Raw genomic sequence first — 12,476 nt, forward strand, 5'->3', positions numbered from 1 at the left:
TTTCACGGCAAGGAGCCATCCCATGGACAGGAAGTTCGTCATCAGCGCCCTCTGCTATGCCCTGCTCGGCATGGTGCTGGGCATCCATATGGCCGCCAGCAAGGATCACGGCCAGTTCGTGACCCATGCCCACATCATGCTGGTCGGCTTCGTGGTCTCGTTCATCTATGCCCTGTGCCACCGGCTGTGGCTCGACAACCCGAGCGGGCGGCTGGTGTCCGTGCAGTTCTACCTGCACCAGCTGGGGGCGCTGGTGATGTCGGCGGGACTCTACCTGCTCTATGGCCGGCTGCTGCCACCGGAGCGGGTCGACCCCCTCCTCGCCGCCTCCTCCCTGGCGGTGCTGATCGCCATGGGGATCATGCTGGCCCTGCTGATGCGCCACCGATCCCGGCCGCAGCCATAAACAACAAAACGGCGCCCAAGGGCGCCGCTTCACCGTGATGGGGCCAGGCCCCGCTTTATGCCGTGCTGGCCGCATGCCGCCCTTGCGGATCACCCCGTATAGACGGGCAGCATGCCCGCCATGGCCATGAGATGGAAGATGGCGGTGAGCACCCCGAAGACGATGACCGCCAAGATCATGGGCTGGCCGCCGGGCGCCTTGAAGCCCGCCTCTTGTGGGGCCAGCTCCCGGGACTTCTTCGCCAGCAGGGCGGGGATGATGCAGGCCCAGACGGTCGCCGCCGCCCCGGCGTAGCCGATGGCCACCACGAAGCCGAACGGGAACAGCAGGGAGAGCACCAGGGGCGGCAGGAAGGTCACGGCCCAGGACTTGGCGCGGCCCTGGCGACTGTTGTCGAACTTGAACAGATCCGCCAGATAGTCGAACACCCCCAGCCCCACCCCGATGAAGGAGGAGAGGATGGCCGCCATGGAGAAGAGGTTGATGGCCTGGGATACCTGTCTGGACTCGATCACCGAGGCCAGCGCCCCGAGCAGCACGTCCACGTCGCCCCCCTTGGCGATGACGGGGCCGAAGGCGCTGCGGGGCAGATTGCCGAAGATGCTGAGCAGCCACAGCAGGTAGAGCGCCAGCGCGATCAGGGTGCCGCCCAGGATCGCCTGCTTCGCCTTCTGCTCCTCGCCGTAGTAGGCGCGCATCGAGGCCACCGAATGGTGGTAGCCGAAGGAGGTGAGCGCCACCGGCAGCATGGCCAGGGCATAGGGGGCCTGCCCCAACTCCTCGGCGACTGTGCTGAACAGCATGGCGGTGTCGATCTTGCTGGCCAGGCCGGAAACCCCGAACACGAAGCTCAGCACCATAAAGATGATCAGTACCACAGAGATGCGATCCACCGCCCGGGTCGAATGCCAGACGAACCAGGAGAACACCAGCACGAACAGGACGGAGGCAAGCTGGCTGCCGATGCCCAGCAGGCCGCTCAGGATCAGGCCCGAGGAGGTGATATAGGCGTACAACAGGATGCCGCCCACGAAATAGACGGTCAGGTTGTTGAAGACATTGATGTTGTGACCGAGCAGATCCTTGGTCACCGAGTTGAAGGAAGCAGTCAGCGCATAGGGTTTGAAGGCTTCCAGCAGCATCCAGCCGGAGACCGTCATGATGACCATGGTGAGAATAATGGCCAGCGATGACCAGGTGGTCCAGGCCCCGGCGCCTGCACTCGGCAACCCCAGCATGCCGGCGCCGACACAGACGCTGGCAATGATGCAGGCCCCTCCGATGACGGACGGTTTCGATGTCATGTGTTGTCACTCCCGAAAATTCACAAGGCTGTGAAAAAAAGGGCACAGAATAATCTGTGCCCCTGACTCGTTATGCTTCTACTAATTTTTCAGTTTTGGTGCAGGCCGCTTGATTGTTATTGTCGACCTCCTTCAGACGGGCGGTGAAGTGGCGCAGCACCGCCGGCTCGTAAATAAAGTCGAGCCCCTTCACGTTCCTGGCATTCTTCTTCACCTCGCCGAAGGCCTCGATGACAAAGTCCATGTGGGTCTGGGTATAGGTGGCACGCGGTATGGTGAGGCGCAGCAGCTCCGCCGGGCAGGGGTGCTGCTTGCCGGTGGCGGGGTCGCGCCCCAGCAGCAGGGAGCCTATCTCCACCGCCCGGATGCCGGCCACCTTGTAGAGCTCGCACGCCAGGGCGTGGGCCGGGAACTGATCCGCCGGAATGTGCGGCAGCAGCTTGCCCGCATCCACGAAGGCCGCGTGGCCCCCCGCCTGCTGGCACACCACGCCGATGGCTTCCAGCCCATCCACCAGGTACTGCACCTGGCCGATGCGATAGGCCAGCCAGTCCTGGCGCATGCCGTCACGCAGGCCCACCGCGAGGCGCTCCATGGCGCCCCCCTCCAGGCCACCGTAGGTCGGGAAGCCCTCCTGCACCACGCACAGGGTGCGGCACTCGGTGTAGACGTCCAGCATGCTGTCATCCTTGAAGCAGAGCAGCCCCCCCATCTGCACCATGGCGTCCTTCTTGGCGGACATGGCGAGGCCGTCTGCGTACTTGTAGGACTCCTTGGTGATCTCCTCGATGGTCCAGTTCGCGTAGCCGGGCTCCCGCTGCTGGATGAAGTAGGCGTTCTCGGCGAAGCGGGCGGAGTCCATGATGACGGGGATGTCGTACTTTCTGGCGATCTCGTACACCGCCTTCAGGTTGGCGATGGAGACCGGCTGGCCGCCGGCGGAGTTGCAGGTGATGGTGCTGACGATGTAGGGCACGTTGGCGGGGCCCGCCTCCAGGATGGCTTCCTCCAGCTTGACCAGATCGAAGTTGCCCTTGAAGTCGGCGGTGACAGAGGTGTCGAACGCATCCCTGGTGTAGACGTTCTTCGCCACGCAGCAGTTGATCTGGGTATGACCCTGGGTGGTGTCGAAGAAGTAGTTGGAGAGCGCCACCATCTTCTTGCGATCCAGCCCCTTCTCCTGCTCCCGCTTCTTGATGAGCACCGGGATGTAGATCTGCTCGGCGCCGCGCCCCTGGTGGGTGGGGATGGTGAGGGAGTAACCGAAGATCTCCTGCACCGCTTGCTGCAGCGTATAGTAGCTGCGGCTGCCGCTGTAGGCCTCGTCACCGCGCAGCATGGCGGCCTGCATGTCCTGGGTGATGGCGCCGGTGCCGCTGTCGGTCAGCAGATCGATGAAGACGTCCTCGCTGTCCAGCAGGAAGGGGTTCATGCCCGCCCGGACGATGGCCTCCTCCCGGTAGGCGCGGGTGGTGCGCTTGACCGGCTCGATGACACGAATGCGGAAGGGTTCGGGCAGATGCTTGAAGTTTTCCATAATATAAACACCCCAGAGTTAAATATTCAGAATGTGTCTCATCCCCCGCCGAAAATAGAATATCCGGCAGGCAGAAAATATTGAGAATGGGTGCACGACATCGCCTCGCAAAATAAACAAGCGAAGACAGGTGCAGACTATTTCAGATTAGGTATTCAGACGGATGCATTGCATTTCTGGAAATGCAGCGGCACCACAGGGATATTACAGCGGGAAGAAGAACGCGATTTTATGGTCCAGGGTAAACCACTTGGGATAGCTGACCTTGATATTCATGTTGTTGCTCATCTGGTTGGAATTAACAACGCCAATTAACAGGGTCCATTATGGTGAGCCCTTGCATATGATCAATTGCAACATGAGCAATTTGGGATGGCGATAACAATTTGCCGGGGGAAATTTATACAGGTCGCCGTCGCAACGGGGCGGGCACTGTCCCGCCCCGATGCACGCGGCGACTGGTGGCTCAATGGTTCAACCAGGGCAGCCGTTGCAGCAGATCATAGCGCTCCGCCAGCGGCGTCTGGCTGACCCAGAGATCCAGCAAGCCGTAGGAGAGCAGCGGCAGCACCAGCAGCAACAGGCAGAGCAGCCCCAGCAACTGGCGAGGGGCGAGCCTGCGCCCCTGCGCGCCCAAGTGCAGCGCATCGGCCCGCCTGGGGCAGGCGGCCACACAGCTCAGACAGCTGGTGCACTCGAGACTGCGCACCGCGATCAGCTGGTGTACCTGGATGCGCGACGGGCAGGCCCGGCTGCACTTGTCGCAGTCGTGGCCCGCGCTGCGCAGGCAACGGGCCGGGTCACGGCGAATGCGCAGCACCGTCAATAGACCCAGCAGGGCCAGCCAGGCGCCATAGGGGCAGAGGTAGCGACAGAACCCCTGCCGGAAGGTGGCGGTGAGCAGCAGCACCCAGCCAAGGCAGAGGCCCGAGATCGGGGTCAGGTTGAAGAAGAAGGCCCCCATCTTCATGTCCGCCGCCTGATGGTAGGGGCTGGCGAGGTAGCCGGGCAGGGCGGCGCCTGGCACCGCGATCAGCACGATAAACAGCAGGAAAGCGAGCACCAGAAACTTCTGGCCGCGCAACACCACATCGAGCCAGCTCGGCGGCGTCCACTCCCCCGCTATCCATCGGCTGCGCAGGCCGTGCAGCCACTCGCCCACCAGCCCGAGCGGGCAGAACCAGGCGCAGAACGCCCGCCCCAGCAGCAGGGCCGACAGCGAGAGCACCAGCACAGTCACGGTGGCCGCCGGATGGTGCGGATCCACCAGCCCCTGTCCGAGCCAGGCCCGCAGCCCGAGCCCGCCGGCGATGGGCAGGAAGCCGTCCACCACGTCAGGGCGCACCAGCCAGGGGCTCATCCCTTGCCCCAGCTGCCAGACATGCAGGCCGTACTGCAGCGTCACCAGCCCCCAGCAGAGCAGCAGCAGCTGGCGTGTGCGCGCCCGCAGCCACTGGCTGTCGAGCGCCTCGAGGGCGGGCAGCGGCCGCCGCTGGTGCCAGAGGGCAAGCGCGCCGGCCACCAGCCCCACGCCGAGCCAGAGCAGGCTGTCCGCCGCCAGCAACCAGAGCATGAGCAGCAGGCCGAGGGCAAGACGCCACTGCCAGCCCGATCGCGCCTGCCACGCCAGCAGCACCAGATAGGCCAGGCCGGCGGCCATGGTCACGGCTTCGATCACGCTCATGTTTCCCTCGCTGCCTCATCCACCACTGGCGGCAAGGATAACGGACATCTGAATTGACTGTTTTGATCTGCATGGGTAGAGGGGGACATTTGCGCCCAATGCCCCTCCCCATGGTTGCACCTTATGCCTTGCGGCTGTTGAACAGCGGCTGGTCGGATTCGGCCTGCTCGGCCCAGAAGTGGATGTTGAAGCGGGCATCCTCCGACAACTCGATCCTGTGCCAGTACTGGGGCGGGCTGGTGGCAAACTCCCCGGCCCGGATCACCAGGCTAATCTCGGGTTCCTCGGCCTGCTCATCGGCAAAGCCGTGATAGGTGACGGTGCCCTCCATCACGCACAGCTGGCCGAACACCCCGGCCGCGGTGTTGTGGTGGGTGAGCAGGGCCTGGGGCACGTTCTGGCTGGTGAAGAAGGGGGTGGAGCGGCGCACTACCCAGTGAGACGGAATCAGTTGCATGGCCATATCAGTTCTCCTCGAGTGGCCGGGTCACCCCGGCCGGTGCAATGAAAGGGGTTAACGGGGCAACTGACGCAGCAGCGGGAAGGCGGCGCTCATCTGGTCGCCCCCCACCACGAAGCCGCACAGCTCGCCGGCTTGGTCGCGCGCCTCGGCCACCATGCCGTGGCTGTTCCAGCGGCACTGCCAGGCGAGATCTTCACCCCGGGTACGACCCGCCAGTTGCAGCGGGTAGCGCGGCGTCTTCACCTTCACCAGCATGGGCGGCAGGGTCAGCGGGGTCGGTGTGCCGAGCAGGGTGCGCGCCAGCGCATTGGCCCCCAGCACTATGGGTTGCAGGAAGGGGAGCAGCTGGCCCCGCCACTGCACGCAGTCCCCCAGCGCGAAGATATGGGGGTCGCTGGTCTGCAGCCGATCATCGACCAGGATACCGCGCTCCACGGCCAGCCCGGCCTCGCGGGCCAGGGCCAGATTCGGCCGCAGGCCGATCGCGGCGATCACCAGATCCTGCTCGCTGACGCGCCCGTCACTCAGGGTGACGCGCCAGCCATCGCCCGGCTGGGCATCTATCCTGGCGAGACCCGTCCCGCACTGCAGGTTGACCCCCTGGCTGCGCAGCGCCTGTTGCAGCGGCTGGGTCAGGGGGGCGGGCAGCAGGGCGCTGAGCGGGCTATCGGCCAGATCCAGCAGGGTGACCTCGCGGCCATCGCTCGCCATGTCCATCGCCAGCTCGCAGCCGATGAGGCCGGCTCCCAGCACCAGGATGCGGCGGGCCTGCTGAATTGCCCCCTCGGCGGCGGCATACTCCTGCTGGCTGTTGAGGGTGACCAGATGCTCGCTGCCCGGCAGCTCGGGTCGCGCCGCGCTGGCACCGGTCGCCAGCACCAACTGGCCGTAGGGGAATTCCCCCTGGGCGGTCAGCACCAACCGCCGGGCAGGGTCGATGCCGAGCACCGGGCAGTGGGGCAGCAGCGCGATGCGCTGCTGCTCGGCAAAGTCGCTGCCGCTAAGGCGGGTCATGGCCGCGGCAGGGCAGCCCCTACTCACCACGTGGCTCAAGTCGGGCTTGTTGTACTCGTCACCGCTGTCGGCGGTGATGAGGCGGATGGGCTGCTCGGCGTCCAGCTTGCGCAGGCTCTTGACCAGCTGCTGGGCGGCGAAGCCGCTGCCGATCACCACTATCTCCCGGCTGACGCCGGCGTCACTCAGGGTTGCTGCGTTCATACACAGGCCTCCACGGCGCAGGGTTCGAACACCTCCTTGCCGATGCCGCAACCCGGGCAGAGGAAGCTCTCCGGCACCCGGGCCCAGGGGGTGTCCGGCGCCACCCCCTGATCCGGCTCCCCCTGGGCCGGGTCATAGACCCACTGGCAGACGGTGCAGAGCATGGCCTGGTCGTCGTCCCATTCGGCGGCAGCCGCTGCGGCTTTCGGCTCAGCAGCTGGCATCGCGGGGACGGGTGCCACCGCCGCCTGGGTGGTGGTGATCGGGCGGGGCGCGTCCAGCGGATGCAGCGCCCACTGACGGGCGATCCGGCGGCCGTGCTCGCGGCATTCCGCCAGCGCCGAGCCATCCGGCCGCCACTTGGCCTTGAGGGAGAGGCTGATGTCGAAGCCTGCATCCATCAGCCGGGTCTGGATCCGGTCCACCGCGCCGCCGGTCCAACCGTAGCTGCCGAAGGCCGAGGCACGCTTGTTGCGGAACCGCAGGCCGGTGATCTCCTCGAGCATGCCCGCCACCTTGGGCATCATGACGTTGTTCATGGTGGAGGAGCCCACCAGTATCCCCTTGGAGCGGAACACCTGGGTCAGGATCTCGTTCTTGTCGTGGCGGGCCACGTTGTAGATCTTCACCGCCACGCCGGGGTCCACCTCGTGGATGCCCTGGGCGATGGCGTCGGCCATCATGCGGGTGTTGTTGGACATGGAGTCGTAGAACAGGGTGATACGGTCTTCCTGATAGTGGTCGGCCCACTCCAGGTATTTCAGGATGATCTGGGTGGGATCCTCGCGCCAGACGATGCCGTGGGAGGTGGCCACCATGCTCACCGGCAGGTTGAAACCGAGCACTTCCTTGATCTTGGCGGTCACCAGCGGGCTGAAGGGGGTGAGGATGTTGGCGTAATAGCGCTGGCACTGCTCCATCAGCTCGGTCTGATCCACCTCGTCGTTGAACAGGTGCTCGTCGCAGTAGTGCTGGCCGAAGGCGTCGTTGGAGAACAGCACCGCGTCCTCGGTCATATAGGTCATCATGCTGTCGGGCCAGTGCAGCATGGGGGTCTCGATGAATACCAGCTGCTTGCCGTTGCCGATGTCCAGGCTGTCCCCTGTCTTGACCGGGTGGAAGTTCCACTCAGGGTGGTGATGGTGGCCGGTGATGGAGTCGATGGCGTTGTGGGTGCAGTAGATGGGGGTGCCGGGGATGTGGGCCATCAGCTCGGTCAGGGCACCGGCGTGATCCTCCTCGGCGTGGTTGATCACCACAAAATCGATGGAAGCGAGATCGATCTCGGCCGCCAGGTTCTGCACGAACTCCCGGCTGAACTTGTGATCCACGGTGTCGATCAGCACGTTTTTCCCTTCGCGGATCAGGTAGCTGTTGTAGCTGGTGCCCTTGTGGGTCTTGTACTCGGTGCCGTGGAAGTCGCGCACCTCCCAGTCCCGTTGGCCGACCCAGTGAATGTTGTTTTTGACGTGAATGCTCATCAGGCAGTTCCTCGAATGCAATAGTGGATGTTCGACTGAACCAGCTATTGCAGCGGACATGCCAATATGTAACCTGTTGTTTTTAATGGATACACATATCTATCATTGTCATTTAGACAATCTCCACATATAGTCAAAATCACAAACACACTGTCATTTGGACAATCATCGTGATCTCGACCGACAGCCTGGCGCGCATCGCCCTCGACCTGCAACTCGGCATCTCCCATCAGGACAGGTTCCACCGCCTGATCCAGAGCGTGCGCAGCCTGCTGAACTCGGATGCCTCGGCGCTGTTGCGCTACGAGGGGGGCCAGTTCATCCCGCTGGCCATCGACGGCCTGATGCAGGATGTGCTGGGGCGCCGCTTCGCCCTCAGGGATCACCCGCGCCTCGAGGCCATCGCCCGCGCCGGCGACGTGGTGCGCTTCCCCGCCGACAGCAGCCTGCCCGACCCCTATGACGGCCTGCTGCCGGATCACGACGACTTCAAGGTGCACGCCTGCGTCGGCCTGCCGCTGTTCTCGGAGCAGACGCTGATCGGCGCGCTGACCATAGACGGCATGAACCCGGCCCAGTTCGACGGCATCAGCGACGAGGAGCTGCGGCTGGTGGGCGCCCTGGCCGCCGCCGCCCTCGACAATGCCCTGCTGCTGGAACGCCTCGCCCGCCAGAGCAGCGAGCCCCTGATCCCCGGCACCAGACCCGGCCCTGAGCAGCCGGAGATGATAGGTCACTCCCCCGCCATGGCCCGGCTGCGCCACGAGATCGAAGTGGTGGCGAATTCGGAGCTGAACGTGCTGATCCTGGGGGAGACAGGGGTGGGCAAGGAGCTGATCGCCAAGGCGGTGCATGGCGGCTCACCCCGCGCCCATGCCCCCCTGGTCTACCTCAACTGCGCCGCCCTGCCGGAATCGGTGGCCGAAAGCGAGCTGTTCGGCCACGTGAAGGGGGCCTTTACCGGCGCCATCCACAACCGGGCGGGCAAGTTCGAGCTGGCGGACAAGGGCACATTGTTTCTCGACGAGATAGGGGAGCTGTCGCTGGCGCTGCAGGCCAAGCTGCTGCGGGTGCTGCAATACGGCGATCTGCAGCGGATCGGTGACGACACCCCGCTCAAGGTGAACGTGCGCATCCTGGCGGCTACCAACCGGGATCTGAAGCAGGCGGTGGTCGAGGGGCAGTTTCGGGCCGATCTCTACCACCGTCTGAGCGTCTTCCCGATCCAGGCCCCGGCGCTGCGCGAGCGCCCCGGCGACATCCCCCTGCTGGCCGGTTACTTTTGCGAGCGCTGCCGGCTCGGCCTGGGGCTGGAGCGGCTGCGTATCCAGCCCCAAGCGCTGCAACTGCTCGAGCGCCACGACTGGCCCGGCAACGTGCGCGAGCTGGAGCACGCCATCCACCGCGCCGCCGTGCTGGCGCGGGCCGAACAGGGCAGCCCCTCGCCGACCCTGGAACCCCACCACTTCAACCTGGGGACTACGGGCTCATCCCTGCCCGCCGACGTGGTCAGCCCACCCCCGGCCGTCACGGATCTGGGCCTGCGCGCCGCCACCGATCTGTTCCAGCGCCAGCTCATCGAGCAGACCCTGGCCGCCCATGACGGCAACTGGGCCGCCACCGCCCGGGCGCTGGATCTGGACGGCGGCAACCTGCACCGGCTCGCCAGGCGGCTCGGCCTCAAGGCCTGACGACTCCCCAGATATGAGCAGTCCAAAAACAAAAACCCCCTCGCGAGGGAGGGGGTTTTTCATGGCGTTGGCTCGCGGGCGACGCGGGGATCAGCGCAGGGACTTGACCGAGCGGCGCACGATAAGCTCCGGCTGCACCGTCATGGACTCCACTTCCAGCTCCTTGTTGCGGATCCGGCTCACCAGCTGCTGCACCGCCAGCAGGCCGAGCTCGGCCTTGGGGTGGCGGATGGTGGTGAGCGGCGGGCTGGAGAAGCGCGCCATCTCCACGTCGTCATAGCCGATCATGGAGATGTCGTCCGGCACCTTGACCCCGGCTTCCCAGGCGGCACAGATGGCGCCGATGGCCATGGGGTCGTCGAAGGCGAACACCGCGGTCGGACGCGGGGTGAGGGCCAGGATGCGCTGCATGGCATCGAAGCCGCTCTGGCTCTCGTAGTCTCCCTCGAAGATCTGCTCGTCCTTCAGGGTCAGGCCCTGCTCGGCCAGGGCATCGCGCACCCCGTCCAGCCGCTGCTGGGTAGTCGGTTTGGCGAGGTGCCCCGTGATGCAGACGATGTCGGTGTGGCCCTGCTCCAGCAGATGGCGCACGGCCAGCCGCGCACCGATGCGGGCGTTGTCGTTGATCACGTTGGCGAAGTCGCACTCGTTGCCCCAGTCCAGCACCACCTGCGGCACGTTCTTGTGGATGCGCAGCATGTCCCTGAACTGGGTATCGATGTCGGTTCCCAGCACCAGCAGGCCGTCGACCCGCTTCTCCATCAGCATGCGCAGATAGTGCTGCTGGCGGGGAGGCTGGTTCTCCGTATTGCAGAGGATCAGGCTGTAGCCCTGCTCGAAGCAGTAGGCTTCCACCCCCTGCACCACTTCCGCGAAGAAGGGGTTGGCGCTGGTCGTCACCAGCATGCCGATGGTCTTGGTTGCATTTATCTTGAGGCTGCGTGCCACCGAATTGGGCGCGTAGTTGAGTTCTGCCACCGCCTCAAGCACTTTCTGGGTCGCGTCTTCGCTGACCCGACGGGTGTGATTGAGTACATGTGAGACGGTGGAGATGGATACGCCTGCCCGTGAGGCGACATCCTTGATTGTGGCCATCTCTGTCTCCTGAAGATCAAAGGCGGAACAGTAGCAGATTTCCCGAATAAAGGCTTGGTTTTAACGAGAGCTGCCAGTGAATTGTCAATCTTGGCTAATCTAGGCGGTCATTTCTTTTTGCGCAAACGAATTTTGGTCAAAATGAGAGCGAACGCAGAATGAAATATCGTCAGTTTTTTACTCTGTTTTTCCACCACACCACCCGGTGTTGTGAATATGTTAACCAACCAAAACAGAATTTAATCCCGATACGGAAAAAATGGCAGGTTGTTTGCTCCAAAAAACGACCCTCCACCCCCACTCGGTTAGTATCTTTAACATCTTGTTATTGCACGGCGAGGAATGATAGAACCTTATCTATCGCCGGGCTGGCGGGACACAGGCTCGGAATGACGTGCATAAAATGAAACAATTCACTGATTAAGGGACGAATCAATGCATAACTTCAACAAAATAGCGGTCAGGGCAGCGGTTTCTTTGGCCCTGTTTGGCTCGGTATCCATGGCCAATGCGGCCGACACCATCAAGATCGGCATCGCCGGCCCCCTGACCGGCCCGGTCGCCCAGTACGGTGACATGCAGTTCACCGGCGGCAAGATGGCGGTCGAGCAGATCAACAAGGCGGGCGGCATCAAGGGCAAGCAGATCGAAGCCGTCATCTATGACGACGCCTGCGATCCCAAGCAGGCCGTGGCCATCGCCAACAAGGTGATCAACGACGGCGTCAAGTTCGTGGTCGGCCACCTCTGCTCCGACAACACCCTGCCCGCCTCCGACATCTATGAAGATGAAGGGGTGCTGATGGTGACGCCGGCCTCCACCAACCCCAAGATCACCGAGCGCGGCTACCAGCTGACCCTGCGCACCATCGGCCTGGACAGCGACCAGGGCCCGACCGCCGCCAAGTACATCATCGAGCAGGTCAAGCCCCAGCGCGTGGCCGTCATCCACGACAAGAAGCAGTACGGTGAAGGCATCGCCTCCAGCGTGAAGGCCGCCCTGGACAAGGCCGGCGTCAAGGTCGTGGCCTATGAGGGCATCACCGCCGGGGACAAGGACTTCTCCGCCCTGATCGCCAAGCTGCAGAAAGAGAACGTGGACTTCGTCTATTACGGCGGCTACCACCCGGAGCTGGGTCTGATCCTGCGCCAGGCTGGCGAGAAGGGTCTGAAGGCCAAGTTCATGGGTCCGGAAGGCGTGGGTAACAAGGACATCTCCGCCATCGGCGGCCCGGCTTCCGAAGGCCTGCTGGTCACCCTGCCGAACAAGTACGACCTGGTGCCGGCGAACGCCTCCATAGTGGAAGCGTTCAAGGCCAAGGGTCAGGACTCCTCCGGTCCGTTCGTGTGGACCACCTACGCGGCCATGCAGGCTCTGGCGGCCGGTATCGCCAAGGCGGGTGAGGATGACCCGGCGGCCGTCGCCGCCGCCATCAAGGCCGCACCGATCGACACCGTCATGGGTCCCCTGACCTGGGCACCGAACGGTGACCTCAAAGGCTTCGAGTTCGGTGTCTTCCAGTGGCACGCCGACGGAACCTCCACTCAAGTCAAATAATCTGCCAGTCGGGGTGACATGAGTCACCCCTCCTTTCTTT

At 64.0% G+C, this 12,476-nt stretch carries 11 protein-coding genes; 3 read left to right on the top strand and 8 right to left on the bottom strand.

Annotated features, from left to right (window positions below; translation table 11 throughout):
* The first annotated feature begins 22 nt into the window (after positions 1 to 22).
* Positions 23 to 406 carry a TonB-dependent receptor gene (locus I6L39_RS06235; protein ID WP_216991336.1) on the top strand — a complete coding sequence of 128 codons (384 nt, stop codon included), beginning with the start codon at positions 23 to 25 and terminating at the stop codon, positions 404 to 406.
* Between the two features lie 89 nt (positions 407 to 495).
* On the opposite strand, the gene I6L39_RS06240 is transcribed toward I6L39_RS06235, so the two are convergent.
* The 7 genes from I6L39_RS06240 to norV form a co-directional block, all read right to left on the bottom strand.
* Positions 496 to 1,710, bottom strand: coding sequence for an aromatic amino acid transporter (locus I6L39_RS06240; protein ID WP_216991337.1), 1,215 nt, complete (start codon positions 1,708 to 1,710; stop codon positions 496 to 498).
* Between the two features lie 70 nt (positions 1,711 to 1,780).
* Entirely contained in the window at positions 1,781 to 3,247 is a 1,467-nt protein-coding gene (gene tnaA / locus I6L39_RS06245; RefSeq protein ID WP_216991338.1) for a tryptophanase, read from the bottom strand.
* A gap of 204 nt (positions 3,248 to 3,451) precedes the next feature.
* Entirely contained in the window at positions 3,452 to 3,535 is an 84-nt protein-coding gene (gene tnaC, locus I6L39_RS20380) for a tryptophanase leader peptide (protein ID WP_069652909.1), read from the bottom strand.
* Positions 3,536 to 3,713: 178 nt separating this feature from the next.
* Positions 3,714 to 4,931: a 4Fe-4S binding protein gene (locus tag I6L39_RS06255; protein ID WP_216991339.1), complete on the bottom strand. Its 1,218-nt coding sequence runs from the start codon at positions 4,929 to 4,931 to the stop codon at positions 3,714 to 3,716.
* 121 nt (positions 4,932 to 5,052) lie between these two features.
* Positions 5,053 to 5,394 carry a DUF1971 domain-containing protein gene (locus I6L39_RS06260; RefSeq protein WP_216991340.1) on the bottom strand — a complete coding sequence of 114 codons (342 nt, stop codon included), beginning with the start codon at positions 5,392 to 5,394 and terminating at the stop codon, positions 5,053 to 5,055.
* Between the two features lie 51 nt (positions 5,395 to 5,445).
* Entirely contained in the window at positions 5,446 to 6,612 is a 1,167-nt protein-coding gene (gene norW, locus I6L39_RS06265; protein WP_216991341.1) for an NADH:flavorubredoxin reductase NorW, read from the bottom strand.
* Positions 6,609 to 8,093 (bottom strand): anaerobic nitric oxide reductase flavorubredoxin, encoded by a 1,485-nt coding sequence (gene norV, locus I6L39_RS06270; protein WP_216991342.1) that lies wholly within the window; start codon positions 8,091 to 8,093, stop codon positions 6,609 to 6,611. The genes norW and norV overlap by 4 nt, the downstream gene beginning before the upstream one ends.
* A gap of 170 nt (positions 8,094 to 8,263) precedes the next feature.
* Here norV and norR point away from each other — a divergent pair, with 170 nt between their 5' ends.
* On the top strand, positions 8,264 to 9,784 hold the full coding sequence (gene norR, locus I6L39_RS06275) for a nitric oxide reductase transcriptional regulator NorR (protein WP_254203747.1): 1,521 nt from the start codon (positions 8,264 to 8,266) through the stop codon (positions 9,782 to 9,784).
* A gap of 90 nt (positions 9,785 to 9,874) precedes the next feature.
* On the opposite strand, the gene I6L39_RS06280 is transcribed toward norR, so the two are convergent.
* The gene (locus tag I6L39_RS06280; RefSeq protein WP_042074022.1) at positions 9,875 to 10,879 is read right to left on the bottom strand and encodes a substrate-binding domain-containing protein; all 1,005 of its coding nucleotides are present in this window, start codon (positions 10,877 to 10,879) and stop codon (positions 9,875 to 9,877) included.
* Positions 10,880 to 11,314: 435 nt separating this feature from the next.
* Between I6L39_RS06280 and I6L39_RS06285 the strand changes: the two genes are divergently transcribed.
* Complete coding sequence (locus I6L39_RS06285) at positions 11,315 to 12,436, top strand: branched-chain amino acid ABC transporter substrate-binding protein (RefSeq protein WP_209794964.1); 1,122 nt, start codon at positions 11,315 to 11,317, stop codon at positions 12,434 to 12,436.
* Positions 12,437 to 12,476 lie beyond the last annotated feature (40 nt).

The organism is Aeromonas sp. FDAARGOS 1409 (assembly GCF_019048705.1).
In the GTDB taxonomy this organism is placed as follows: domain Bacteria; phylum Pseudomonadota; class Gammaproteobacteria; order Enterobacterales; family Aeromonadaceae; genus Aeromonas; species Aeromonas sanarellii.

What these genes read in the sequence shown, in the direction of transcription:
- tnaC (WP_069652909.1), bottom strand. Translation starts at nt 3,535, where the DNA reads ATGAGCAACAACATGAATATCAAGGTCAGCTATCCCAAGTGGTTTACC.
- I6L39_RS06285 (WP_209794964.1), top strand. Translation starts at nt 11,315, where the DNA reads ATGCATAACTTCAACAAAATAGCGGTCAGGGCAGCGGTTTCTTTGGCC.
- I6L39_RS06260 (WP_216991340.1), bottom strand. Translation starts at nt 5,394, where the DNA reads ATGGCCATGCAACTGATTCCGTCTCACTGGGTAGTGCGCCGCTCCACC.
- norV (WP_216991342.1), bottom strand. Translation starts at nt 8,093, where the DNA reads ATGAGCATTCACGTCAAAAACAACATTCACTGGGTCGGCCAACGGGAC.
- I6L39_RS06280 (WP_042074022.1), bottom strand. Translation starts at nt 10,879, where the DNA reads ATGGCCACAATCAAGGATGTCGCCTCACGGGCAGGCGTATCCATCTCC.
- I6L39_RS06235 (WP_216991336.1), top strand. Translation starts at nt 23, where the DNA reads ATGGACAGGAAGTTCGTCATCAGCGCCCTCTGCTATGCCCTGCTCGGC.
- I6L39_RS06255 (WP_216991339.1), bottom strand. Translation starts at nt 4,931, where the DNA reads ATGAGCGTGATCGAAGCCGTGACCATGGCCGCCGGCCTGGCCTATCTG.
- norW (WP_216991341.1), bottom strand. Translation starts at nt 6,612, where the DNA reads ATGAACGCAGCAACCCTGAGTGACGCCGGCGTCAGCCGGGAGATAGTG.
- tnaA (WP_216991338.1), bottom strand. Translation starts at nt 3,247, where the DNA reads ATGGAAAACTTCAAGCATCTGCCCGAACCCTTCCGCATTCGTGTCATC.
- I6L39_RS06240 (WP_216991337.1), bottom strand. Translation starts at nt 1,710, where the DNA reads ATGACATCGAAACCGTCCGTCATCGGAGGGGCCTGCATCATTGCCAGC.